The sequence below is a fragment of the Kamptonema formosum PCC 10802 genome, from assembly GCF_000332335.1.
Classification (GTDB): Bacteria; Cyanobacteriota; Cyanobacteriia; order Cyanobacteriales; family Oscillatoriaceae; genus Oscillatoria.
In genome coordinates this window covers 174,892-199,353 of record NZ_KB235950.1, presented here as the reverse complement: position 1 = coordinate 199,353, position 24,462 = coordinate 174,892, and the positions used below count along the sequence as shown (strand labels likewise).

General features: G+C 54.1%; 26 protein-coding genes. 13 read left to right on the top strand and 13 right to left on the bottom strand.

Annotated elements, in window-relative coordinates:
- Nucleotides 1–24: 24 nt before the first annotated feature.
- The 3 genes from OSC10802_RS43255 to OSC10802_RS43250 are packed head-to-tail and all read right to left on the bottom strand — an operon-like array spanning nucleotide 25 to nucleotide 1,667.
- A complete protein-coding gene (locus tag OSC10802_RS43255) occupies nucleotides 25–873 on the bottom strand; it encodes a pentapeptide repeat-containing protein (protein WP_017721359.1) in 849 nt (282 codons plus the stop codon).
- A complete protein-coding gene (locus OSC10802_RS0134700; protein ID WP_017721358.1) occupies nucleotides 873–1,052 on the bottom strand; it encodes a hypothetical protein in 180 nt (59 codons plus the stop codon). The genes OSC10802_RS43255 and OSC10802_RS0134700 overlap by 1 nt, the downstream gene beginning before the upstream one ends.
- 54 nt (nucleotides 1,053–1,106) lie before the next feature.
- Nucleotides 1,107–1,667, bottom strand: a complete 561-nt coding sequence (locus tag OSC10802_RS43250; protein ID WP_017721357.1) for a COP23 domain-containing protein — start codon at nucleotides 1,665–1,667, stop codon at nucleotides 1,107–1,109.
- 324 nt (nucleotides 1,668–1,991) lie between these two features.
- On the opposite strand from OSC10802_RS43250, the gene OSC10802_RS0134690 reads away from it, so the two are divergent.
- Entirely contained in the window at nucleotides 1,992–2,978 is a 987-nt protein-coding gene (locus OSC10802_RS0134690) for an ion transporter (protein ID WP_017721356.1), read from the top strand.
- Between the two features lie 358 nt (nucleotides 2,979–3,336).
- Here the strand turns inward: OSC10802_RS0134690 and OSC10802_RS0134680 are convergent, their stop codons facing one another.
- From OSC10802_RS0134680 to OSC10802_RS0134670, 3 genes are all read right to left on the bottom strand, one after another.
- Nucleotides 3,337–4,101 (bottom strand): energy-coupling factor ABC transporter ATP-binding protein, encoded by a 765-nt coding sequence (locus tag OSC10802_RS0134680; RefSeq protein WP_017721354.1) that lies wholly within the window; start codon nucleotides 4,099–4,101, stop codon nucleotides 3,337–3,339.
- Between the two features lie 149 nt (nucleotides 4,102–4,250).
- Nucleotides 4,251–4,907, bottom strand: a complete 657-nt coding sequence (locus OSC10802_RS0134675) for an energy-coupling factor transporter transmembrane component T family protein (RefSeq protein ID WP_017721353.1) — start codon at nucleotides 4,905–4,907, stop codon at nucleotides 4,251–4,253.
- Nucleotides 4,900–5,823: an energy-coupling factor ABC transporter permease gene (locus tag OSC10802_RS0134670; protein ID WP_017721352.1), complete on the bottom strand. Its 924-nt coding sequence runs from the start codon at nucleotides 5,821–5,823 to the stop codon at nucleotides 4,900–4,902. The genes OSC10802_RS0134675 and OSC10802_RS0134670 overlap by 8 nt, the downstream gene beginning before the upstream one ends.
- A 268-nt stretch (nucleotides 5,824–6,091) precedes the next feature.
- Here OSC10802_RS0134670 and OSC10802_RS52070 point away from each other — a divergent pair, with 268 nt between their 5' ends.
- The 10 genes from OSC10802_RS52070 to OSC10802_RS0134620 all read left to right on the top strand — a co-directional run bounded on the left by OSC10802_RS52070 (nucleotide 6,092) and on the right by OSC10802_RS0134620 (nucleotide 15,049).
- On the top strand, nucleotides 6,092–6,403 hold the full coding sequence (locus OSC10802_RS52070) for a hypothetical protein (RefSeq protein WP_155969112.1): 312 nt from the start codon (nucleotides 6,092–6,094) through the stop codon (nucleotides 6,401–6,403).
- A gap of 275 nt (nucleotides 6,404–6,678) precedes the next feature.
- Nucleotides 6,679–7,299 carry a hypothetical protein gene (locus OSC10802_RS0134660; protein WP_044172644.1) on the top strand — a complete coding sequence of 207 codons (621 nt, stop codon included), beginning with the start codon at nucleotides 6,679–6,681 and terminating at the stop codon, nucleotides 7,297–7,299.
- A 130-nt stretch (nucleotides 7,300–7,429) separates the two neighbouring features.
- On the top strand, nucleotides 7,430–7,903 hold the full coding sequence (locus OSC10802_RS0134655; protein WP_017721350.1) for a hypothetical protein: 474 nt from the start codon (nucleotides 7,430–7,432) through the stop codon (nucleotides 7,901–7,903).
- Nucleotides 7,904–7,925: 22 nt separating this feature from the next.
- Nucleotides 7,926–8,546 (top strand): hypothetical protein, encoded by a 621-nt coding sequence (locus tag OSC10802_RS0134650; protein ID WP_026099071.1) that lies wholly within the window; start codon nucleotides 7,926–7,928, stop codon nucleotides 8,544–8,546.
- Nucleotides 8,547–8,700: 154 nt separating this feature from the next.
- Complete coding sequence (locus OSC10802_RS0134645; protein ID WP_026099070.1) at nucleotides 8,701–9,699, top strand: multicopper oxidase domain-containing protein; 999 nt, start codon at nucleotides 8,701–8,703, stop codon at nucleotides 9,697–9,699.
- 150 nt (nucleotides 9,700–9,849) lie between these two features.
- Entirely contained in the window at nucleotides 9,850–10,884 is a 1,035-nt protein-coding gene (locus tag OSC10802_RS0134640; protein ID WP_017721347.1) for a ComEA family DNA-binding protein, read from the top strand.
- Between the two features lie 153 nt (nucleotides 10,885–11,037).
- Complete coding sequence (locus OSC10802_RS0134635) at nucleotides 11,038–12,060, top strand: FTR1 family iron permease (RefSeq protein ID WP_017721346.1); 1,023 nt, start codon at nucleotides 11,038–11,040, stop codon at nucleotides 12,058–12,060.
- A gap of 254 nt (nucleotides 12,061–12,314) precedes the next feature.
- Entirely contained in the window at nucleotides 12,315–12,749 is a 435-nt protein-coding gene (locus OSC10802_RS0134630; RefSeq protein WP_017721345.1) for a ferritin-like domain-containing protein, read from the top strand.
- A gap of 394 nt (nucleotides 12,750–13,143) precedes the next feature.
- Nucleotides 13,144–14,076, top strand: a complete 933-nt coding sequence (locus OSC10802_RS0134625) for an FTR1 family iron permease (RefSeq protein WP_017721344.1) — start codon at nucleotides 13,144–13,146, stop codon at nucleotides 14,074–14,076.
- Nucleotides 14,077–14,248: 172 nt separating this feature from the next.
- Nucleotides 14,249–15,049 carry an MOSC domain-containing protein gene (locus OSC10802_RS0134620; protein WP_017721343.1) on the top strand — a complete coding sequence of 267 codons (801 nt, stop codon included), beginning with the start codon at nucleotides 14,249–14,251 and terminating at the stop codon, nucleotides 15,047–15,049.
- An 80-nt stretch (nucleotides 15,050–15,129) separates the two neighbouring features.
- On the opposite strand, the gene OSC10802_RS0134615 is transcribed toward OSC10802_RS0134620, so the two are convergent.
- Complete coding sequence (locus OSC10802_RS0134615) at nucleotides 15,130–15,318, bottom strand: CsbD family protein (protein WP_017721342.1); 189 nt, start codon at nucleotides 15,316–15,318, stop codon at nucleotides 15,130–15,132.
- A gap of 650 nt (nucleotides 15,319–15,968) precedes the next feature.
- Nucleotides 15,969–16,595 (bottom strand): molybdenum cofactor guanylyltransferase, encoded by a 627-nt coding sequence (locus OSC10802_RS0134610; RefSeq protein WP_232731891.1) that lies wholly within the window; start codon nucleotides 16,593–16,595, stop codon nucleotides 15,969–15,971.
- Nucleotides 16,596–16,669: 74 nt separating this feature from the next.
- Here OSC10802_RS0134610 and OSC10802_RS55210 point away from each other — a divergent pair, with 74 nt between their 5' ends.
- Nucleotides 16,670–18,739 (top strand): PAS domain-containing protein, encoded by a 2,070-nt coding sequence (locus tag OSC10802_RS55210; RefSeq protein ID WP_026099068.1) that lies wholly within the window; start codon nucleotides 16,670–16,672, stop codon nucleotides 18,737–18,739.
- Nucleotides 18,651–20,885, top strand: coding sequence for an EAL domain-containing protein (locus tag OSC10802_RS43245; RefSeq protein ID WP_232731890.1), 2,235 nt, complete (start codon nucleotides 18,651–18,653; stop codon nucleotides 20,883–20,885). The genes OSC10802_RS55210 and OSC10802_RS43245 overlap by 89 nt, the downstream gene beginning before the upstream one ends.
- Before the next feature lie 124 nt (nucleotides 20,886–21,009).
- Here OSC10802_RS43245 and OSC10802_RS0134595 read toward each other — a convergent pair whose 3' ends face one another.
- The 5 genes from OSC10802_RS0134595 to petN all read right to left on the bottom strand — a co-directional run bounded on the left by OSC10802_RS0134595 (nucleotide 21,010) and on the right by petN (nucleotide 24,404).
- Nucleotides 21,010–21,234: a DUF167 domain-containing protein gene (locus OSC10802_RS0134595; protein ID WP_017721339.1), complete on the bottom strand. Its 225-nt coding sequence runs from the start codon at nucleotides 21,232–21,234 to the stop codon at nucleotides 21,010–21,012.
- 149 nt (nucleotides 21,235–21,383) lie between these two features.
- Complete coding sequence (locus OSC10802_RS0134590) at nucleotides 21,384–21,983, bottom strand: DJ-1/PfpI family protein (RefSeq protein WP_017721338.1); 600 nt, start codon at nucleotides 21,981–21,983, stop codon at nucleotides 21,384–21,386.
- Nucleotides 21,984–22,311: 328 nt separating this feature from the next.
- The gene (locus OSC10802_RS0134585) at nucleotides 22,312–23,382 is read right to left on the bottom strand and encodes an AI-2E family transporter (protein ID WP_017721337.1); all 1,071 of its coding nucleotides are present in this window, start codon (nucleotides 23,380–23,382) and stop codon (nucleotides 22,312–22,314) included.
- Nucleotides 23,383–24,034: 652 nt separating this feature from the next.
- On the bottom strand, nucleotides 24,035–24,166 hold the full coding sequence (locus tag OSC10802_RS56045; protein WP_255349221.1) for a hypothetical protein: 132 nt from the start codon (nucleotides 24,164–24,166) through the stop codon (nucleotides 24,035–24,037).
- 148 nt (nucleotides 24,167–24,314) lie between these two features.
- Nucleotides 24,315–24,404 carry a cytochrome b6-f complex subunit PetN gene (gene petN, locus OSC10802_RS47040; protein WP_071593413.1) on the bottom strand — a complete coding sequence of 30 codons (90 nt, stop codon included), beginning with the start codon at nucleotides 24,402–24,404 and terminating at the stop codon, nucleotides 24,315–24,317.
- Between the last annotated feature and the right edge of the window lie 58 nt (nucleotides 24,405–24,462).

Genomic DNA, 24,462 nt, shown 5'->3' with positions numbered 1-24,462 from the left:
ATAGCGCGCCTGCCCTTGTCTCTACTAATCACAGCCTTGCTCGGATCTTTTCCCATCGCTTACGATCGCCCCGCACAGATTGGCCCCTTCCAGGTTAGCCCCTTCCAGTCGCGTATTCCCCCAGTAAGCATCGCTTCTTAAATCAGCGCCCCTCAAGTCCGCACCCCTCAAATCCGCACCTTTCAAGTCAGCAGCGCTGAGGTCAGCACCGCTCAGGTTAGCATCCCTCAGGTTAGCATTCCTGAGCTTAGCGTGAGTTAGGTTAGCGCGATTCAAGTCCGCATTAATCAGTTTAGCACCGTTCAGGTTGACACTATTGAGGTTAGCATTATTCAGTTGGGCAGCACTCAAATCAGACCCACTTAAGTTCGCCCCACTCAAGTTCGCCGCTTGCAAATTCGCTTGACTCAAATCGGCACCGCTAATATCTCGCCCTCGCCCTCCCAGACTGACAATCTCCCAAACCAGACGCCATTTGGCGTCAATTTTTGTCGTCCGGTCGATTCTGGCATTTTTGAGTGTGGCCGCAGAGAGGTTAACATTGCTGAGGTCAGCACCTCTGAGATCCGCATTTTCCAGGTTGGCAAAATGCAGTCCGGCATTTTGCAGGTTGCTGCCGCTCAAATCGGAACTCTCCAGGTTAGCATACTTGAGATCGGCACCGCTCAAGTCGGCGCGGCTCAAGTTGACTCCTTTGAGGTCGGCGCGGCTGAGACTGGCACCTCTGAGATCGCATCCCTGACATTGATTCGTGTCACGCAATTGATTGATTTCTTGGAGGTTTTGAGCCTGAGAAAAATTTGACCAACCGAAAGTATGATATATAATTGTAACAGCTGTCAGTATTTTTATTGTGACTTTATGATACGACATCAGGGCTCTCCGCTATCAGTCGATCGCCAAATTTTCAGGCCAGAGAATTCCAACTGATTTTTGAAGTTGCCGGTGACTGCGGTTGCGCCCGAACCGGGATTTTGCCCCTGTGCGATAGCCGGACCCAAAAGCGCCGCCGGCAGTCTCCTGAAAAAACTGTAGGAAAAATATAAGCCCATAAAGTTGAATTTCCCGTCACCTTTCAGATCGTGTTCGGGTGCGTCAGTCCGCCCTCACTGGGGGGAATTGTCAGATTCAGAGGCCGGTGTGCGGATGCGAGTCAGATCCAAGCTGGGGTACTGACCGTTGAGATACTTATCCAGACTAATGTAGACGCGGGGGTCTGTTTCGCTGATTGGCCCGTCAGCCGGAACGCGGATGCGCAATATCCGTTGCAGAGCACTTTTGGGGTTCTTCTCATCCGACTTTAGCGGAAACAGCACCTCGGCGCAAGGCTCCCCCGCACCCTGAGCGGCGCACGCCACCACTTGGCCATCCCTCCTCGCCGTCGTAATGTAATTCAGCGTGCCGGTGTCATAATAAATCTGGAATTTTTCAGAGACATTCTCGCAGCGCTGCTGTGGCGTATCGCCGGAATCCCCGATATCTGGAGAATTCCAGAGAATCACCGGCACCTCTTCCCCTCGGATGCGGGCGATAGTTGCGGGGATGCCATCGCTCGCGCCGCAAAAAAAGGTTGTACCTTCCGCCGCGCCCGGGTGACTGAAAGTGGCTGCTGCGCCCAGTCCCATTGCCAAGCCGGTTAACCGTTGAGCCAGTGAGGGAGTTTTCATCGTCATGTCAGGCCATTGCTGAAGACATTTCCGGGATTTACATTATCATAGCATTTGGCAGCCTCAGCCGCAGCCCAGCTCTCGCCGCACCAGAGCCCCCACGTCAGCGAGCTTTTTTTAATAAACCGCCGCCGTTCCGGTTACGCCAAGCAAAGAAAAGAGGGACAATTTAACACATCAGCTAGAAGCGTCTCAATCCCAGGAAGATATTGCACAACCCCGGGTTCTCAAAGAAACCGGGGTTCTGGGCCCCCAGAGGTTGCCAAAATCATTGAAAGCTGCTATAGATATTCATATCCCGCTCGCCCCAGCCGCCCCGGTCAGATGAGTCAACCACTTAAAAGCCGAGTCTATGAAATCCTAGAATCCTCAGACCCTCAGGACTGGCTGAGCCGATTTGACGACATTAGCGTCACTGTTTTAGTCATCTTAGATGTCAGCGCCTTTATTTTAGAAACATCCAAAGCCCTCTCCTTTCAGTATAACATACTCTTCTCAGGAATTGAGCTGACAGTTTTACTGTACTTTACAATTTTATACATTTTGCAACTGTGGTCATGCACCGCCGATCCCAGATACCGGCATCCGATTTGGGGGAGACTGGGATATGCCCTCACCCCCTTAGTGATCGCCGACTTGATGGCCATCCTGCCCTTTTACTTAATGGCCCTATTTCCAGATGTCGCGCTGATAAAAGAAGCCGACATCTTTCGGCTGCTCCGCTTATTAAAGCTAATTAGATACTCCCAGTCGCTGCAAGCCATTTTACAAGTAATAGGAAACAAAAAAGATGAGTTAGCGATGACATTCCTATCCGTCTTAATCCTGTTAATCTTTGCCTCATCGGTCATGTACTATGCAGAAAACAAAGCACAACCCGCAGCATTTCCCAGCATAGCGGCAGCCATGTGGTGGGGAGTAGTCACCCTGACAACCGTTGGCTATGGAGACGTTTACCCCGTCACCCCCCTGGGAAAATTCTTCAGTGCGGCACTCGCCTTCATTGGGATTGGCTTATTTGCCCTCCCTGCCGGCATCATCGCGTCCGGGTTCTCCGAAGAAATACAAAAAAGAAAGCAAAACGACATTCCCCCCCAAGAAGAAACACAGCCCAAGGAACCATCCCCAGAACAGCAACAGGAGATTGCCGGCCACATCGAGGAGTCAGCAGAACTGATGAAACTCTGCGTCGAGACAGCAAAAAAAAAATTCGGAGATTCCTTCGAGAGCGAAGAAATCATCCGAGACTTAGCGGTGGCGCTTTACCGGGAAGCCGTGGTAAAATTGAAAGAGCCGGGATTAGGGGATTAGGGGATTAAGGGATGGGTCGCGGTTTTCAAAGCGGCGGAGTGCTTGTATCTCCGAAATTCACCAAAAGCGCCACAGGTAATTTAGAGACGCGCATTTCCGAGATAGTTTGAGGTAAGCTGTTAGGCTTTTAGTTTGCTTGTAGGAGAAAGGAGGCAGAGCCTCCAGAATCGCGTTCCCAGCCTGAGGCTGGGAACGAGTAAAGACCGGGATCAAGAATTTTTTGCCCCTCATAACACGCAGCAATAATCTGCTGCGTAAGCTCAACGAATTCTTCCAATCCCTTTGTCATAGCTATACTTCAATCTTCTAATTTGCTAAACCCCCAATCCCCAAATCCCCAAATCCCGGCCCAAACCCTTTAATAATCCAAAGGCAAACCGTACTGTTCCAGGACTGAGCCATCTCGCAGCAGTTCGCGGGTTGGCGCATCTGCCTGAATTTCCCCACCGGCCAAAACTAGCGCTCTGTCTGTGGTTTTGCCAATCCAATTCAGGTCGTGGGAAGCAATGAGCAGCACCCGCACCGGCAGCTTAGAGAGCACTTTGGCTAGGTGACGCCGCCACCCCGGATCGAGGCCGGTTGTGGGCTCGTCCAAAATTAGCACGGAAGGCTCTAATGCCAGAATAGCAGCTAGGGCGGCAAGGCGTTTCTGGCCGCCGGAAAGTTCGTGCGCGGAACGGTGGGCGTAGGTTTCCAGACCGAATTCTGCGAGCAGTTTGTGCGCTTTTTCTGCTGCTGCTGCGGGTTTTGCGCCGTAATTGCGCGGGCCAAAGGTGATGTCTTCCAGGATGGTTGGCATAAACAGCTGGTCGCTGGCGTCTTGGAAGGAAAAACCGATTTGCCGGCGCACTTGCGGCAGGGTTGCCGGTTCGAGGCGAGTGCCCTGTATCCAAATTTGGCCGGCGTTGGGCTGTTTCAAGCCTATCAGATTTTCCAGTAAGGTGCTTTTGCCGGAACCTGTGGGCCCGAGCAGGGCAACTCGCTCTCCTTGATTGACGGTGAAGGAAATCCCCCGCAAAACCGGCGGCTGCTGGGGATAGGAAAATACTAGGTCGCGAACGGCAACTCCAACTGTGCGGGGATTGGGGGTTGGGGATTGGGGGTTGGGGGTTAGAACACTCATATCATGTCTGGTTAATTTCCCGTAATATGCGCCTGAGGCTAGTGTGCGGGTGTCTCTTGCAGAGACCGAATTTATGCGGTCTGGCAGCAAGGGAGAGAGGAATTATGGGCAATTGGCCGGACATGAGATTGAAACGGAAATTTCACCACTCACAATTTTAAGTATGACGCCAGGGTTAGCCAACCGGCAACTAAAGCCCCACCGGCCAAACTGGCGCGCTCAAAGGGGGTGGATCGCTGGTCCACCGGCAGGAAGCCGTGATAGCCGCGAGCCACCATTGCGCCGTAAACTCGCTCGGCTCGCTGGAGGCTGCGGATGTATAGAGAGCCAATCATAGCGGCGCTGGTGTAGCGCAGCCAGCCTGCCGACCCTGAAAGACCGCGACACTGGCCGGCTCGCTGCATGCGGGTGACTTCGGAGAGCAAAATTTCCAGATATTGCCCTGCTAGGAGGACATTTTCCAGGAAACGAGCCGGTAGGGGCAAGCCTTTCAGGGCGATTCCGAAGGTGTGGGGGGGCAAGCTGAGCAGGAAGCTGTTCATGGTTAGCAGGCAAATGAGGGAGCGAAGGAGCAAAAAACTGGCTCGCTCCCACCCCAGGGGCAAGGCGATTAAGCTCAGTAAAATTAGTTCTGCGCCCAGCAACTGCAAGAGCGAGCGCACCGGCGTCCGCAAGGCGGCGGCCCACAGGAGTGCGACTGCGCCGTAGGCACTCAGGGCAGTCCAAGCGCCGGTTTTCAAGAAAGCTGCCCCGATGACGATGATTAGGGACAGCCGCAGCCGAAATGGGATGGAGAGTTTACGCATGTTTCGGTTTTACCAGCCGGGCGAGTCCAAATGCCACCCCGAAGGACGCGCCACTCCCCAAAATGCCGGCGATGCTGGTGCCAATTGGCCCGAAGCCTTGAATCTCGTAATCCGCCAGGGGGGTGGGCACCGTCACGCGCGCGTTTTCCGCCAGCTGGATAAAGCCGAGGTCTTCGGCTACTTTTTCTAACCCGTCTGGCCACGCTGAGGCGGCTAGGGAGAGGACGCCGGCAATCAGGAATACGCTGACTACAGGCACGAGCCACTTCTGGAATTGTGGCTGCTCTCCGGGCAGCAAGTCGGGGCGTGCGGTGGCCAGGTAGGTGAGGACGCCGCCGGTGATCGCGCCTTCGCCGACTCCGATCAGGATGTGGATGCCGGTCATGGCGGGTAAAACTAGGTTTGCTGGTGCGGTTCCAGAAAGGGCTAGCTCGATGCTGCAGGCCACTGCTGCAGCCACTACGCTGACGCCGGCAGCAATTCCGGCAGCTAGGGGCAAGCGATTTTTTGACCCGCCGAGGAGCCGGTGCAGGACGCGGGTCAGTCCCCAGCCGGCCCACACTCCAATTACGCCCATGTTGAGGGCGTTCGCGCCCAAGGCGGTGATGCCGCCATCGGCGAAAAGGACAGCTTGAATGAGCAATACGGTGGTGATGCAGATGGTGGCTGCCCAAGGACTGCCCAGCACCACCGCCGCCAGAGTGGCCCCCAGCAGGTGCCCGCTGGTGCCGCCGGCCACTGGGAAATTAATCATCTGCGCGGCAAACACAAAGGCTGTGGTTAAACCGAGTAGGGGGGCTTGCCGAATACCATGCGCCCGATCCGACCGCGAAAGGGCCACTGCCACCGCCGCCACACTCGCCACGCCGGTCGCCGCCGCCACCGGCACTGAAACAAACCCATCTGGGATGTGCATTGCTGTCCTCCATTACGTTCCGGAGTCGTTCTTTACAGAAACGGATTGGCGGCAGACTTTTCAATCCCCGCCCGGGGCATTTTCACTCTCGCGACGCACCCCCGACCGCTCGCTCCTTTTTCTACGTTTAATCACTTAACCTTAAATCGCCCACTATTTTTATTTTATCTTTATTATTCTTATGAGTAATTACACGGATTTATGAATTTTATTGTGAGCCCCCGCTTACTTCCAGGACATCAATCTTTACGCGCTCAAGTTGTTGACAGTGACTGTTTGGCTGTTTATAATGCTGTCATGTCACGCTTTCTTGCAAAATATTTCTAATAGAGGGCTGGCAGGAGCTGCCCCGCCCAGTGGCTGCCGGCAGTCCCGTGGCTGCCGGGGTGGCCCTCGCTCCCCCACCGGCAAGGCCACCGCCTGTTACGGGACTGCCGGCGCTCACCCCAGTCCAGGAATGCCGGTTGCGGCCACTCCTCAGGCTAATAGTGAGAATATCTCGCAATTGCTACGGGCCAGTTTGACAGAAAATTTTCCTCACAACCTGTGGCATATTTCTGAAACCCTTGCAAAACGGTAAGTTTATGAACATCCGGTTCGCTGAATGTGAAAAATTGTTGAGATATATAGGCAAAAAGCTAAAAAGGAGATATTCTTAAAGAGTGGCGGACTGCAGGCAATCAGCCAAGCAGGTGGGCCATTAGGTAAGCGAATGGCTGAGCCAAGTCTGGTGAGCGGCTCAAGCCAGCCAGCCGACTCTTAGGAATTATTCCTGAGAGCCCACGGACAAGTATTGCAAATTTTTCTGAACTGTTGGTGTCTGGTGTAATCTACACCCGAGGAGGGTTTCCTATTGTGGTGCAATCTGGTAGTGATTCAAGTTCAGCTGCATTTCCCAAACAGCTAGACATCGCCCAAGTCTGCGTCTACGGGCTGAGCATCTTGTCTGCGGGTTTGTTTCTGTTTTTGCCCTTTGTTAACCTCTTGCATCCGAGCCCCTGGCAGCGGTGGATGGGGACAATTCATGGCTTTGGAGCCTTGCTGGCAACGGTTGTAGCGGTTTACACGGGGCACTTGGCGTTTCCCTTGCTGCGCGGCGCGAGTAAAATCCTGCCTCAAATGCGCACCCTGACCTTTTGGTCCACTGTGATAGCGTTTCTGGGAATCGCCACCGGCAATTTAGCTTACATGCGCTTCCGAGCTGGCATGGAGTTCGGCGGCGCTTCCGCTTGGCTTAAAGAAAATTCACCTTTAGGGCAGTACGTCCTCGCGGAATATCACGAATTAAGCTCGCTGTTCACCCTGCCCTTAGGCGTTGCCTGTACATGGATTTTGTGGGAGTACGGGGACACAATTCTCGAAAAGCAAAACAGGCCGGTCCTGACAGCCACCTGTGTGGCATTGATGGCGATGATGTTTTTTGCGATGGGTGGCTTAGTCAGCGGGCTGGGCGTTGCAAAAATCCACGCTTTGTGAGAAACTTCCCGCTTCCCGTCCTGCTATCTGGGAGCAAGACAAAAAAATGAGGCAGAGCCTCTTTTAAGGCATTTCCTGGGGGAGCCCCGGAACGAGAAACGAGAATGGTGGAATTTCAAAGGAGGGTAAAATGACTCGACAGCTGTCCCGCCCACCTGAAGTGGGATCGCAACCTGCTTACGCTCTAATTTGGGAGCGGGTAAAGACATTTCCTAAAGGCTTGGCAGAGGGTTCTGGGAACCCGCCGGCAGTTTCTGGCCCTGCCGCCGCGGCGCTGATTAGTGCGGCAATTGGCTGCTTTAGCATGATGGTGGCTCACCACTTGTCAGACACATCCAAAGCGCGAGAAAAATTGATTTGGGCGCTGGGCAGCTGGATACCTGGCTCTCACAATCCTGACCCCATGTGGGGCAACATTGGCAGCTACACCGGCAAGGAAACAGTGTTGCTGATTGGCTGGCTTGTCAGCTGGGCAATCCTCTCCCTGGTGCTGAAAGACAAGCAAGTCAAAGCCAAAACGATATTTTTCTGGATGTTTGTCTTGCTGATTGCTGCCACCGCCATGAGCTGGCACCCCCTATTCCCCTATTTGCCGCTGACGTAAAAAAAGTGTGAGGAGCTGAGAAATGGAAACACAACTGAAGCCGATACCTGCCAGGGAGATGCACAAAATTGTCTGGATTTGTCTGGGAGTTTTTGCTCTGATTGCCGGCAGCTATCCGTTGGCTTTCATGCGAGTTGCCCAAAAAGAAAAATTTGCCGGGTTTCACGTCAAGTCGCTGACGCTGGAGTACAAGCCGGCACAGCAGGAAACCGCTGCCGCAGAGGTTCAGCCTGCGGTTGAGCCAGCAGCGAGCAACCCCCCCGCACAGATAGATGCCGGTGCGGCGCAGATGAATGCCAGTGCGGCGACACCGCCGGTGGCTGCGGTATTGCCGGCTAGCAGCACGCCAGAAATTACCGATTCCGCTGAGCTGGTGGCGCTCAGCCAGACAGTTTACGACAAAATAGACCGAGCTTGGCAAACTGTCCCCACTTTTAGCCGGAATTTAGTTTACCGCGTCATCGCCCGCGCTGATGGAGCGCTCGCCAGCTTCGAGCCGGTGAATCAGCCGGCAAAGGAGTACCTGCAAGAAACTCCCCTGCCCAACTTGCTGAATTCGGAGCGCACCGGCACCCGAGCAGCGCCTGTCGGTAAATTTACGGTCGTGTTTGCGCCCAGCGGAGTGATAGAAGTCAGTCCGTAACAATAATTTCTCCTCGTTCCTCATTGCGGGGCTCCTTGTGGGAAACTCAATTGCAGAGGCTCTGCCTCCAGCCCTGACGACAAACCCGCCGCACGCCTTTAAAATAAGGTGACTCTACCGGCTTTCCTATCACCCATCGCTGATTGTTTGCAAAATGCAAGACCTGAAACCTCTAGTTTTGAATCGCCGAACCCTGCTGAGCGCGGGACTCGCCGCCATTGGAGTCACCGGCACTGCAGCAGCTTTGCAACAGCTTGCGCGCCAGCGCCCCCAAGGGCTGCCGGTGCGAGTCCCGCCGGTGCCGGCAAATCCGCCAACCGGCGGAAATCCTATTAGCCCAATGGCGGTGCTGCGGGATTTTGACCGAGGCACGGTCAAGCGCGAAAACGGGCGGACTGTCCGGGAATTTCGCATTACAGCCGGCAACACAACACTGCAGCTGAACAGTGCTGTTTCTTTCAACACTTGGAACTATAACGGGCGGGTTCCCGGACCGGCTCTCCGGGCGACAGAAGGCGAGCGCGTGCGCGTAATTTTTCTCAACCAGGGGGGGCACGCCCACACCATGCACTTTCACGGCACTCACCGCTCAGAAATGGATGGAATCAAACCAGTGCGCCACAATTCGGCATTTATTTATGAGTTTGACGCCGAACCCTATGGCGTTCACTTATACCACTGCCACATTGCGCCGGTAACTCGCCACATTGGCAAAGGGCTGCACGGGATGTTCATCATCGATCCGCCTTCCTTTCGCCCGCCGGCGGATGAGATGGTGCTGGTGATGGAAGGCTACGACATCAACGACGACAGCCGCAATGAACTGTATGCCTTTAATGGCATACCGAACTACTACATGAAGCACTCCATCCCCATTTACCGAAATCAGCTGATTCGGCTGTACGTCCTGAATATGATTGAGTTTGAGCCGGCTGTAACCTTCCACCTGCACGCCAACTTTTTCGATGTCTACCCCACGGGAATGACGCTAACTCCCAGCCACAAGACTGATGTCATTACAATGGGCGTGGCTGAGCGTCACATCCTGGAATTTAGCTTTCCCTACGCCGGCAAGTACATGTTCCACCCCCATCAGGATGTGATTGCAGAAGCCGGCTGTATGGGCCAGTTCGAGGTCATCGAGAAAGGATAGTACAACAATTTTATCAACTGTATTGACAAGATTTATCACTTCCCCTAAACTAGACACTTCAGTCGCACAATGCTTATTTCAGGTCGGGCTACAAAGCGCTCTCAAAGCTCGCCGTTGAAGCATCATTTCCACCAAAGCGGAGTCAACACCATGTCTTATTTTCGTTCCCTGTCTTTTGCCCTTGCGGCTGCCGGTTTGGTGGCGCTCACCGGCTGCAACAGCAATCCCACTGCCGGTACCACCTCAACTTCCTCCGATGCCACCCACTCAACCGGCACTGCCGCCAGTCACAGCCACCACGGCGGCAAGCCGAAAATCAACATCAACAGCGCTATTCTTTCGGAATTGGACAAGTTGGAAGCCAAACTGGGCGTGCCGGCGCTCTCCAACAAAATTCAAGGCAGCCGCCCCTACGCCAGCACGGAAGAATTGGTCTCCAAAAAGGTTATCAGCCAGGAGCAGTACGAGCAAATCAAAGACATGGTGACGATTGAAGATATCACACTCACCGGCGAGGCGAAAGATGTTGACTACATGACAAAACTGGGCTTGATGAAAGGCCATCTTATGGTAGCCAAAGAACTCCTAGATTTGCAAAAGCCAGACCAAGCCGAACCTCACATTGGCCACCCCGTAGAAGAGATTTACGTGGATGTGGAAGAGCAGCTGAAAGAGCGCAACGTCAAAGAATTCAAGACAGTGCTGATCGGCTTGCAAGATTTGGTGAAAGCCCATGCCAAAAGTGAAAAGCTGAACCCGAAGTTTGAAGCGTCCATGCAGGCGGTTGATGGGGCAATTCAGGGCTTGCCTGAAACGCAGCGCCAATCTCCTAAATTTGTGCTGCAGGTGATTAACGGGTTGCTGGATACCGCCAATTCAGAATATGGGGCGGCGATTGCCAATGGCAAAGTGGCGGCAGCCATCGAGTACCAAGACTCGCGCGGGTTTGTTACTTATGCTAGCACACTTTATAAAGGAATTGCCACCCAAATTGAAAAAGAGCATCCGGAAGCTCACAAAGCAATTGTAGCAAGTCTGGCTGAGCTGACCGCAACTTGGCCGGCACCCATTCCCCCAGCAGCGCCGGTGAAAACCCCCGAACAAGTGACTGCGCTGATTAAGGCGATTGAGGGGCAATCTCAAAAGATAATTGCCGGTGGCGCTAACAGCCAAGCCAAACAGTAGCAACGAAAAGGGAACCCGTGAGTTTCAATCCCCAGGGGATATAGCAATTCTAAATGCTGCTGAAATCCTGTCTCTTTTCTTCCCTTGGCGCAGCGTCTTGGCGGTTTATAAAAAGCCCCATGCCCATTGCCCAATATCCCCAATAACAAACCTATGGACTTTAGTTCTGCCCTGCCTACTTTTGTCATTACCCTGCGAGAAGGCGTAGAAGCCGCTCTTGTGGTGGGAATTGTCCTGGCTTGTCTGAAAAAAGCCAAGCAAACGCACCTGACGCCTTGGGTTTATGCCGGCGTGTCGGTTGGAATTGCAGCCAGTGCGGCGGTTGGCGTAATGTTTAGCTGGGCAATTCAAGCTTTGGGAAGTTCCAATCAAGTGTATGCGCCGGCAGTCGAGCCTTTGCTGGAGGGTGTCTTCAGCGTCGTGGCGATTGCCATGCTCAGCTGGATGCTGATTTGGATGACTCAGCAAGCCCGCTTTATGAAAACTGCAGTCGAGGGCGCAGTCAGTGCCGCCCTGAAAAGGGATGCCGGTGCCGGTTGGGGGGTGTTCAGCTTAATTCTGATCGCTGTGATGCGAGAGGGCTTTGAAACCGTCCTGTTTGTTGCGGCTAAGTTTCAACAGGGCTTCATCCCCGCCCTGGGTGCGCTTTGCGGTTTGGGCGCTGCCGCCTGGATTGGGGCGCTGCTGTTCAAGTGGGGCGTGAAAATCAACATCCGGGAGTTTTTCCGGTACATGGGCATTTTATTGCTGCTGGTTGTGGCGGGGCTGGTTGTTTCCTCTCTGGGGAGTTTTGACGCCGCCGTCACCGCCCTCTCGCAAATAGATCGCAAGTCCGCATCGCTGTGTTTTTATTACGAACGGTTTGCAAGAGAGCACTCTTGCATCCTCGGGCCAATGGTTTGGAATACTGCCAAAGTTTTGCCGGCTGAGCGGTTTCCTGGCCTTCTGCTCAGCGCCCTGTTTGGATACACCGACAAGCTGTATTTCGTCCAAGCAATCGGTTATGGCATTTTCGCGATCTCCATCGGAGGCATTTATTTCCAAAGTCTAGCCGGTCGGGCACTCTTTCCACTGAGAAATCCCCAGCAAGCCGTTGCGGCTGTAACTGACCGCGCGGATTATACCGCAAAAACTGCGGGCAAAACCGAAACTTCACCTCAGATAAAATCCGACTGAATGCTTTTTCCCAGTCCGAGGGGCTATTGGGAATTGATATCAGGGCGACTGCCCCGGAGACTGGCTGGCAGTCAGCCGTGAGGCAGCTCCCCACTCCCAGAGGAGGGCTGAATCCCAACCGGCCCCCTCCTCGCACTGCCGGTATATACAATGATTGTTACAGCGGAGTATAGGAGATAGAGGGGAGGGCTTTTCCCCTGCCCGCTTTTCCCCTATAATCAAGGGTATTCTGCCGAACAGAACTGCAAGAAATAATGAGAGAGCTGGACGTCCAAAAAACAACCGACCTGCTGAACGCCATCATGGAATTTGAACTGGCAGGGGTGGTGCGCTACACCCACTATTCCCTGATGGTCACAGGGCCAAACCGCATTCCCATCGTCAACTTTTTTAAAGCTCAGGCGAGTGAGTCCTTGCTCCACGCCCAGCAAGTGGGAGAAATCATCACCGGCTTAGAAGGGCATCCCAGCCTGAAGATTTCTCCCATTGAGGAAACCGACAAACACACGGTGCAGGACATTTTGCAGGAAAGCCTCAACCACGAGAAAAAAGCGCTGGAACTCTACAAACAATTACTCGAAATTGTGGAAAATGCCAGCATTTATCTGGAAGAATTCGCCCGCACCCAGATCGGCCAGGAAGAAATGCACAACCTAGAAATCAAAAAGATGTTGCGCGATTTCAAGTAAGTTGCCAGTCGAACTCCCACAGTTGAGAAACCCGGTTTCTTTGAGAAACCGGTTTATCCCCTCGTTATCCCCTCGTTCCCAGCCAGCCTTACGGGAAGCCTGCGTGCACTGTGAGGAACGCAATCTAGAGGCTCTGCCTCATTTCAACGGAAAAGCAGGTTGAAAGCCTAGCAGCTTATTCTGGGGATTCAAGCTAACATGATAGAATCCCCAGTTGGGATAGCGCTAGGCTCTCTCATATTAGTGAGGTGCTGAGAAACCCGGTTTCCAGGGCATTGCTCATACAAGTGAAAAAGTCTAGTATCTTTACCGGCTGCTAAAAAGGCTTTCCTGCCGCCTTTTTCAATCCACTATCCAAAATCCAAAATCCAAAATCCAAAATTGCGTATAACTTATGGATTTTAGTGCTGCCCTGCCTACTTTTGCAGTCGCGCTTCGCGAAGGCGTAGAAGCCGCGCTGGTTGTGGGAATTGTCCTGGCTTGCCTGAAAAAAGCCCAGCAGAGCCAGCTGAACCGCTGGGTGTATGCGGGCGTTTTGGTTGGGATTTTTGCCAGCGCCCTGGTTGGCGTACTGCTGGCGGGTGCGCTGCAAGCTGTCGAAACCTCTAACCAGCCCTACGCGCCGGTGTTTAAGCCGCTGCTGCAAGGGATTTTCAGCGTCGTGGCGATTGCTATGCTCAGCTGGATGCTGGTTTGGATGAGCCAGCAGGCAAAAACCCTGAAAGCAGAAATCGAGGGTGCGGTGAGTGCGGCTCTCAAACAGGACACCGGCAGTGCCGGTTGGGGCGTATTTGCCTTAATTTTCATCGCCGTCTTGCGAGAGGGCTTTGAAACCGTCCTGTTCATTGTGGCCAAATTCCAGCAAGGCGTTGCGCCCGCCTTGGGCGCGCTCGCCGGCTTAGCCGGTGCGGCGCTTTTTGGGGCGCTGCTGTTCCAATGGGGCGTCAAAATCAACCTCCGCCTGTTTTTCCAAATCATGGGAGTTTTTCTCCTCCTGATTGTGTCTGGTTTAGTGATTTCAGCCCTGAAAAATTTTGACGCAGCCCTTGGCACCCTCGCCGGGCTAAACCCCGAATATGCCGCCTTCTGTCTCTCCAAAAGCACCTCCTGCATCCTCGGACCGCAGGTTTGGGATGCCACCGGCACCCTCCCCGACAGCCGGTTCCCCGGCGTCGTTCTCAAAGCCCTCTTTGGCTACCGATCCAAACTTTATCTGGCTCAAGCCGCCGGCTATCTCTTGTTTTTAGTCACCCTCGGCTGGTTTTATTTCCAAAGCCTCGGCTTTCGGGCGGCTGGCGCTCCGCCCAACCCCCAACCCAGGGGTTAGGGAATTTAGAACCGCAGATGAGCGCAGATAAACGCCGATGTTTTCCCCTCGTTCCCAGCTCAACCTGGGAACGCCGCTTTGGAGGATCTGTCTCCTGAAGTACCCATTTGGATTGTATTAATCCAGCAGGAAAAATCTAAAATAGGGAATATCTAGTTTTAAATAGTAAATCGTGAGCGCAGTAAAAGTCAAGCAATTATTCATTCATCCCATCAAGGGGCTGACGCCCGAGCAGTGCGAGCGCGTGTTCCTGACAGCTGGACACGGGATTAAAGGAGATCGCGCCTTTGCCCTGATATTTGGTGACGCTCTTGCCGGTGCCTCCGAAACCGCCGTGCCTTGGAAGAGCAAAAAAAACTTCGCTGTGCAAAATGACTGGCCCGGGCTGGCGGCGCTAGACTGTTCGTACAGCCCAAATACTGACCGGCTCACCGTCAGGCATCAGGGCGTTGAGCTGCTGACGGCTTCCACCGGCACCCCTTCGGAGCGCCAGCGCATTGCTGCCTTCTTCACCGGCTATCTGGCGGCGCAACAGCCCACAGAAGCGGCGCGGCACCCAGGGCGAGCGCCCCTGCACCTCGCCGGCACCGGCAGCGGCGAGACGCGCTATCCCGATCGCGAGCCGGTGCACATTTCCCTGCTCAGTCAGGCAACCCTGGACGAACTGACTCAGTCTGCTGGCCAGCCGGTGGACGTTCGCCGGTTCCGCCCCAACATTCTCCTGGAGGGCGTACCGGCGTGGGAGGAATTCAGCTGGATTGGCAAGCAGTTTCAGCTGGGAGGCGCTTCCATTGCCGTCACGGCGCGTATCGGTCGCTGCGTCAACATAGAAGTTAATCCCGATACCGGCGTGCGAGACATGCCACTTTTGACCCTGCTGCAAAAACAGTTTGGCCACGCCCAGACTGGCGTCCTAGCGACGGTATCGAGCAGCGGTGCTGTTGCCATTGGGGATAGTTTAATTCCCCACTAATCTTAGTAGGGTGCGTTACGAGCAGCGCTAACGCACCCTAGAAACTCGATTGATCGATCGGCAATTTTTCTGGCAAAAGCCTAAGCCCTATCTACCATATCTTTGGCCCGATCTTTCAAGTCTTCTTTGGCGTGCCTGACTGCAGCTTCCTCCTGTTTTATTCGACCTTCTACTTTGTCCTGCGGGTTGCCGGTAATCTCACCTATCGCTTCTTGGACTTTGCCTTCAATGTTTTTGGCAACTGCTTTGGCTCTCTCTTCAAGGCTCATATTTTTATCCCTCACAAATCTGTATATTCACCTTTCCTCATCTCCAACTGTAAAGGCTTGATGAGGGAGCCGGCCTCTCTCCGCAGTTAGATTTCCAAAGCACTCAAACAGCGCCACCCCAACCAGTAGCAAAAAGAGCACGCGCAGAGGTTCTAGGGCTGCCGGTGGCACCTGACATGTTAGAAATGATATCCTGTACGGCCAAGTGCGCCCGCCCCCACAGGGAGCGATGGCCTTAAGTATATATCCCTCTTTTGTCAAACAAGGGTGAAAGCCGGATCTGTCGTTGCCTGAAATAGTGCAAATTCCTCAAATTGCCCCAAAGTGACAGAAGAGGGATATCCAATCAGGAGTCTTCAGGGGGTTTGGCCGGCTCTCGAGAGCCGGTGGGGCCGGGGTTCTGCTTGCCCCGCCCCTGTTGGTTTGAACGAACGGCGGTTGCCAGCGACTGGCGGAGAAGGGGGCAAAATTTAAGCCAGATTGAGGATTTTTTAGCCACAAGATCGCCGGTCTTGTATTAAAATTGACGTGAAAAAATAGGGGTATTCTGACGGGAAAGACCGAGGGTTCCGAGGGCAAACCAAAATAAAGCCGGTTTCTGAGATTTCCAGACCGGCGCTCTTGCGCCCCGGAGCAAGGCGCAGGGGCCCCTAACTAGGGCTAACCACTGTTTCTAAATCAGCAGGAGTATTGCAATTAAAAAGCACGGTTGGGTCACTCACCGGCAGTTCCAGGACCTTACAGCTGGCCAGCCAGCCCTGAAACGACCGGCCCCCCTGGCGGATATACTCGCTGAGCGCCGGCAGACAGGCGAGCCGGTAGAAACCGCACAAAGGCTGCCAGAGACCGGCATCGCGCGGCAAAAGTGCCGTCACATCAGAGCCGGCACCCAACCGCAGGCCCATCCAGTCCCGGAACACCTCAACCCGCAACCGGGGCAAATCGCAGGCGAGCGCCAGCACCCATTCAGTTTGCACTTGCGCCAGTCCTTGGGCGAACCCCACAAGTGGCCCGTGGGGTTCTGTCTCTCCGGGCAAAGAAACTTCTGGAATCAACTGGCAGCTAGCAGGCAGGATATCACGGTATCGTTCAGGCCAGGAAGTCACCACATAAACGCGGGAAGGGCACTCCAAGGCGACCTGACAAACCTGCTGCAGCAGGGGAACGCCCTGAGGGGCGAGCAGGGCTTTGTCCTGACCCATACGGGAACTTTGGCCACCGGCCAGCACAATGGCAGACAGCTGGAGAGCGCTAGGATTGGGTAGGATATATGACACAAAGACCTCACACAGTCACGCCAAATTTTAAGTTTTTTTAACTGAGTGATGAGAGCGAGAGTCAAGCAATATCTGTGAGTGACGCTCCCCACCGGCAGCGTGCGCTGGTTCCGCCGGCAAAAAAGCCGCCGTTCACCCCAGGTAGCGCCGGCAACTCGGGCAGTGTTACCTTACACCTACTGGCCGTCGCCAGCAACGTCACGGAGGGCTTTCGAGCGGATGCGGAAATGAAAGGGGCAAATGAACATTTAGAAAGCAGAATGCAAGAGCCGATAGAGGCGTTAATCCAAGCGAATGAAAAACTGCTGGTGGAAATTGCCGAGCGCCAGTGGACAGAGTCGGCCCTGCGCACCTCAGAGGCAGAACTGCGAGCACTTTTGGCGGCAATGAACGATGTCATTGTCGTCTTGGACGCCCGGGGGCGCTATCTCAAGATTGCTCCCACAAATCCCTCGCTTTTGCACAGATCCGCCAGCGATCTGATAGGGCAAACGCTGCACGAGGTGTTTGAGAGAGCGCAAGCTGAGACATTTCTCGGCTACATCCAGCAAGCTTTAAACAACAGTCAGACCGTCAGTGCTGAATACAGCCTACAAATAGGGGACAGGTTAGTGTGGTTCGCCGCCAGCATTTCCCCAATGGTAGCAGACACGGTAATCTGGGTAGCCCGGGACATCACGGAGCGCAAGCTGGTGGAGGAAGCCCGGGTCCAGGAGCGCAACTTCGTCTCAGCAGTCCTCGACACTGCCGGTGCCTTGGTCATGGTTCTCGATCCGCTTGGGCGAATTGTCCGCTTCAACCGCGCCTGCCTGGAAACCTCCGGACACTCAACAGCGGAGGTGCTCGGGCTGCATTTCTGGGATCTGTTCTTGCTTCCTGAAGAGGTGGAGCCGGTGCGCGCCATCTTTGACAGCCTCAGCGCCCGACGGTTCGCCGACCAGCCGCCCCTGTCGCCCAAGGGCTCTCCCCCAACCGGAGCCAGCGACAATTTGCCGGCTCTTGACAAAACTCAGAAAAATTTGTGTACCAATGGTACACAAAATTTGGCCAGCCAGCCGCCCCTGCCGCCCAAGGGCTCTCCCCCAACCGGAGCCAGCGACAATTTGCCGGCTCTTGACAAAACTCAGAAAAATTTGTGTACCAATGGTACACAACATTTGGCCAGCCAGCCGCCCCTGTCGCCCAATGGCTCTCCCCCAACCGGAGCCAGCGACAATTTGCCGGCTCTTGACAAAACTCAGGAAAATTTGTGTACCAATGGTACACAAAATTTGGCCAGCCAGCCGCCCCTGTCGCCCAATGGCTCTCCCCCAACCGCAGCCAGCGACAATTTGCCGGCTCTTGACAAAACTCAGAAAAATTTGTGTACCAATGGTACACAACATTTGGCCAGCCAGCCGCCCCTGCCGCCCAAGGGCTCTCCCCCAACCACAGCCAGCGACAATTTGCCGGCTCTTGACAAAACTCAGAAAAATTTGTGTACCAATGGTACACAACATTTGGCCAGCCAGCCGCCCCTGCCGCCCAAGGGCTCTCCCCCAACCGCAGCCAGCGACAATTTGCCGGCTCTTGACAAAACTCAGAAAAATTTGTGTACCAATGGTACACAAAATTTGGCCAGCCTGCCGCCCCTGCCGCCCAATGGCTCTCCCCCAACCGCAGCCAGCGACAATTTGCCGGCTCTTGACAAAACTCAGAAAAATTTGTGTACCAATGGTACACAAAATTTGGCCAGCCTGCCGCCCCTGCCGCCCAAGGGCTCTCCCCCAACCGCAGCCAGCGACAATTTGCCGGCTCTTGACAAAACTCAGAAAAATTTGTGTACCAATGGTACACAACATTTGGCCAGCCAGCCGCCCCTGCCGCCCAAGGGCTCTCCCCCAACCGCAGCCAGCGACAATTTGCCGGCTCTTGACAAAACTCAGAAAAATTTGTGTACCAATGGTACACAAAATTTGGCCAGCCAGCCGCCCCTGCCGCCCAAGGGCTCTCCCCCAACCGCAGCCAGCGACAATTTGCCGGCTCTTGACAAAACTCAGAAAAATTTGTGTACCAATGGTACACAAAATTTGGCCAGCCAGCAGCCCCTGCCGCCCAATGGCTCTCCCCCAACCCGCAGCCAGCGACAATTTGCCGGCTCTTGACAAAACTCAGAAAAATTTGTGTACCAATGGTACACAAATTGCCGGGACGGACAGTTATGAAAGCCACTGGGTGGCAAAAGACGGGACTCACCGGCGGATTGCCTGGTCGAATACCGCCCTTCTCGATGCCGCCGGTTCAGTAAAGTACATCATCTGCACCGGCACGGACATCACCGAGCGAGCGAATGCAGAAGCCGAGCTCAGACAGGCAAAGGAAGAACTGGAAATCCGAGTCGCGGAGCGCACAGCGGCGCTCAAGGAGTCCAACGACAGCCTGGTGGTGGAAATTGTGGAGCGCATCCGGGCGGAAAAAGAGCTGCGCCAGCACCAGGAGCGCTTGGAAGAGCTGGTGAGAGAGCGCACTGCAGAGCTGGAGCAAGCCAACGCCCAGCTGCGAGCGGAAATTGCCGAACGGCAGCGGATAAACGAACTGCTTTTCCAAGAAAAGGAGCTGGCTCAGATCACGCTGCACTCTATTGGGGATGCCGTGATTGCCACCGACGCTTTGGGGCGGATTGCGCTGATCAACCCAGCCGCGCAGAGACTCACCGGCTGGCCGGCTCAGGAGGCGCTGGGGCTGCCGGTGAGTCGGGTGTTCCTGCCCCTCAGCGAAATCACCCGAAAGCCGGTGGAAAATCCGGTGGAAAGCGTGTTGCGGGGCAACCGCACCTGCTCCCTGGCCAACCCCAGCTTGCTGATAGCCCGAGACGGCACTGAGCTAGCCATTGACGAGTCCGCTGCGCCCATTCACGGCAGTGATGGCCAGATTGTCGGTGCGGTGCTGGTGTTTCACGACGTCACCCAAGAACGGGTGCTCGCCCGCCAGCTCTCCTGGCAAGCCAGCCACGACGCCCTCACCGGCTTGGTGAACCGGCGCGAGTTTGAGGGGCGCTTGAAGCGGGCCATGCTGCAAGCTCAGACGCAAAACCAGCAGCACGCGCTGTGCTATCTGGATCTCGACCGGTTTAAGATTGTCAACGATACCTGCGGTCACGTCGCTGGGGACGAGCTGCTGCGCCAAGTCAGCGCCCTCCTGCAAGCCGGTGTCCGCAAAACCGACACTCTAGCGCGTCTGGGCGGCGATGAATTTGCTGTGCTGCTGCAGCAGTGCCCGCTGGAGCAGGCTCGGCGGGTTGCCAATTCGCTGCGCGAGAGCATCCAGGCGTTTCGTTTCGTGTGGCAGGACAAAACTTTTACCATTGGTGCCAGTATCGGGTTAGTGGGGATTAATGCCGAGAGCCGGTGCCTGACGAGTGTGTTAAATGCAGCGGATGCCGCCTGCTATGCCGCTAAAGAGCAAGGTCGCAATCGGGTGCACGTCTACGAAGCTTCCGACAGCGAGCTGGCGCAGCAGCACAGCCAAATGCAATGGGTTTCGCGCATCACTCAAGGGTTTGAGGACAATCGTTTCCGCCTTTATTTGCAGCCTGTTGTTCCGGTGACGCCGAGGCGGTCGAATATCGAGTATGGCGAAGTTCTCCTGCGGCTTGAAGATGAAACCGGCAAGCTGGTTTCCCCAATGGCGTTTATTCCTGCTGCTGAGCGATACAATATTATGCACACCATCGACCGCTGGGTGATCCGCACCTTCTTCGCTCATTTGTCAGCTGTGGGAGCTGAGCTCAATGCCGGCAGTGGCGAGCGACATCTGACAGCTGACACTCAGCAAAGGCTTTACGGTATCAATCTCTCTGGTGCCAGCCTCAACGACGACCAGTTTTCTGACTTCCTGCACGAGCAATTCGCCACTTACCAAATCTCGCCGCAAGCGCTCTGTTTTGAAATTACCGAAACAGTCGCCCTGGCTTCTTTGAGTAAGGTGGGGCAGTTCATCCGCACTTTTAAGGAACTGGGCTGCTCGTTTGCTTTGGATGATTTCGGCAGTGGCACTTCTTCGTTTGCCTATCTGAAAAATCTGCCGGTGGATTACCTGAAAATTGATGGCACTTTTGTTAAAAATGTAGTGGACAATCCCGTTTATTTGGCTATGATAGAAGCAATTAACCGGATCGGGCATGTGATGGGCTTGGAAACAATTGCTGAGTTTGTGGAGAATGATGACATCCTCAAGGCAATTCGAGGCTTGGGTGTGGATTACGCCCAAGGTTATGGGATTGCTAATCCCTACCCTCTGGCGTTAAAATGAGTTGAGCATTTATCTAGGTTTAATTCAACCGCTAACGACGCCAATGACGCCGCTAAAAAAAAGCAATCAAAGAATGATGCATTTAAGCTGCACAGTTAAAAAATTGCGCAATGGCCCGCCCCACTTAGGGCGATACTTCAACCAGCTTGTGTTTTGAGGACAGCCCTGATTTTATTCGGATTTGAGATTTCGGCACCTCAAATTTTTTGGCCAAGACTTTGATGAGCTCCTCGTTCGCTTTGCCATCCACCGGCGGCGACTTCAGCTGCACTGTCAGGCTGCCATCGGGTTCTTCCGTTATCGTTTGCTGTTTTGAATTGGGTTTAACTTTGACTTTTATCAGTGGCATGCAGGGTGTGTTTGCAGGTGAGAGGCGCTCTAGCGCTGATTTCTGTTAAGTGTTGTAACAGGCGTTCTTTTCCGGTAAAAATATGGTAAAGAAAGCTTTGCGCCGGCGCGGGTGAGAGTGGGCACAAGCGCCTGTGCGCAGGGGCTGTCTCAGACGGCGACTAAATTGGCGTGTTCGATGCGGGTGCCCAGAACTTTGAGGAATTCAGCCAGCCAGCGGGGGTGGGCCGGCCATGCCGGTGCCGTCACCAGGTTGCCATCCACCACCGCCTCGTCAACGGCAATCTGAAGATATTCTCCTCCTGCGCGCACCACATCTGGACCGCAGGCGGGGTAAGCTGTGCAGCGCTTGCCTTCCAGCACGCCGGCGGCAGCCAACACTTGCAAACCGTGGCACACCGCAGCGATAGGCTTGTTGGTGCGGGCGAAGTGGCGCGTGATTTCCAGCACCCTTTCGTCGAGGCGGATATATTCCGGCGCACGCCCGCCCGGAATCACCAAGGCGTCGTACTCTGCGGCATCCACTTCCGCAAAGGTGGCATTTAAAGTGAAGTTGTGACCGGGTTTCTCGCTGTAGGTCTGGTCTCCTTCAAAGTCGTGGACTGCCGTGCGAACCCTCTCACCGGCTTTCTTATTAGGGCAGACGGCAGAGACAGTGTGGCCCACCATCTGCAGCGCCTGAAAAGGCACCATCACCTCGTAGTCTTCCACGAAGTCACCCACGAGCATCAAGATTTTCTTGCCAGCCATGTTGTTTCCCAGATAATGGTTCTTGTAAAATTATATCCGAAAGCTCCTGGATTAAAGCTTTCTGCGACCCCCTGCCCTAACCTTTGATGCCGGAAGCCGGTGTTGCCACAAGAAACAGGATTTCTTTTTGTGACAGAGCCGCAAAATTATGCTTTTCTAGAGAAAAACCCAGCTTCTGGCCCTACAGCTTCTTAACAATTACTTTATAAACCCCCTCACCAGAATGAGCGGCTGCGCCGGGCTGCGTCTCGGCTGCCGGTGCAGCTGCAGTGTTAACCGGCCCGCCCCACTCAGACAGTCGAGAGCCAACGCCCCTCTCTTTTAACTTTTAAATTTCCACCTTTCCCTCTCTAATTTTTACCTCCCCCTCCCCTTTCATTTCCTCGATTTCAAACCAGTTCACCAACACACCCGCAATAGGAATAGCGATAAATATACCTAACAGACCTGCCGCTCTCGCTCCTATCAAAAGTGCGAAAAACACAACTACAGGATGTATATTCAGAGAGTTTCGCATAATGCGAGGGTAAATCAAATTATCGCGGATCTGCTGGAGAATGATGCAAGCTACTAACACTTTAAAAGCCAGCCAAACATTTTGAGCGATCACGAGAAAAGAAATCAGGCTAATGCCTAATGTCGCTCCGATTCCCGGCACTAAGTCAAAAATGCCCAGGATAACTGCCAAAGCTAAGGGAAAATTTACCTGGAATCCCAGCAGGACAAGAAAGCTAGAAATTATCATAAATAGCATTAATACCAGCTGTCCCTGAAAAAAGCCTAAAAAGTTTCGCTGAATCGTAACTGTCAGTCGCTCCTGCAAGTGGGCCGGAATAATTTTAAGAACCAGCCTCCAAAGCCTCTCCCCATCTATTACCATAAAAAAAGACACAACCCAAATCAATATCAAACTCACTAAATTCGTTATAAAAACTTGCAGTACAGCAATACTAGAAACCATTACCGCTAAAGCTTGGGTGCGCAACTGCTCTTCAATAACCCGCAGATTTACCTGAAGGTTCCGCTCCCGGAGAAAAGCTTCTGTTCGCTCGGAGAGTGGGGCGAGAGCGTTGACAAACTGAGTGACGCTGTCGATTAATTGCTGACCTTGGGAGAGAAGCGCCAAGCCCACAGTGATGGTCAGGCTGCCAACCAAGACGAGACTCAGAAAAAACACTGAGCCAACAGCTAAACTGCGAGGGAAAAACCGCTGCAGCCATCTCACAGGATAGCTGAGCAGAAAAGCCACAATTGAAGAAAAAGTGAAAACCACAATCACAGTTTCAAAGTAAGCTAAGAGCTGGAGAAAAGCCCACCCTGAGGCGAACAGAAGCAAAAAGCGAACCAGCGCTAAATTACTGATCCAATCCCAGATATTTTTTTTCTGTGACTCACTCATGTTCTCGGCAAGTAAACTTCTCGTCTATTAAACAGTTCTTCCAAACCGACTCGGGACAGACAAGCATAAAATTAGACTCAGACTCTCAATCCAATCACAAACCCGCTGTTAAGCCACCAGTACAAAAGCGGTGAGAGCCGAACCATCCCAGCTTGAGCCGCATTCTGGCGCAGCCTCCCAATGCGTGCGGCAATCCTTAACAAAAGCTTGTCCCCCCTTTTCCTTTGCCCGCTCGCTCACTCACTCCAACTCCCGTCAGTATAGCAATCGACAGCTCAGTCATGGACAAGACCGGAACGCTGCGCTTACAAAGCCGCTGTACGCGCCCCCTCCGGCGGACCGTTGCAAGATGTCTGTCCTGCGAGGTATATCCGCAGGGCCGCCGTCTAGCCGGCCCTCAATCTCTAATCTCCTAACCAATTGGGCTAGTGCTAGAACTCAGCCACCCACACCATACGATAGCACTGCCGGCGGATAAGACTTATGCCGGCGAGAGGCTTTCACTTTGGCCTCAATCTCTGTGTGGCGGCAAATTATACTAAATTCTGACAAAATTTGACAAAACTGCGGCACTTGCCCGCGCAGCCAGCACCGCACGCAGATCCTCAGAACCTAGAACGGAAGCGCATTTCCTCAACAGCCCCATTCCGCTCTACTTCAAGCGGCACAGCTTGCCGGCTCTCACCGGCACAAGGCGCAGGCACCCCCAAATCCCCAAATCCCCAAATCCCGGCTGCCATCTGTAGCGCCGGCACAGCAGGGGCGGAAATACCCGCCGAGGCATCTCCAAATCTTCAAATCCCCAAATCCCCAAATCCCGGCTGCCATCTGCCCCGCCGGCACACCAGGGGCGAACCTGCCTGCCGGTGGGGCATTAGCCCAACTGCAAACGTTGGGGCATTAGCCCAACTACAAACGGCAGCGGGGACAGCCTACATGCCGTTGCGCCCCCAGACGACCATTGCGATCGAGAAGGTGAAAACACTTAGCAACGCAGCCCAACCCAGCGTGAGAATATCCATAGCCGTCCCTAAAAAAAACAGTACAAAATAACTCCAAGCCCTATATTATGTCAGTTTG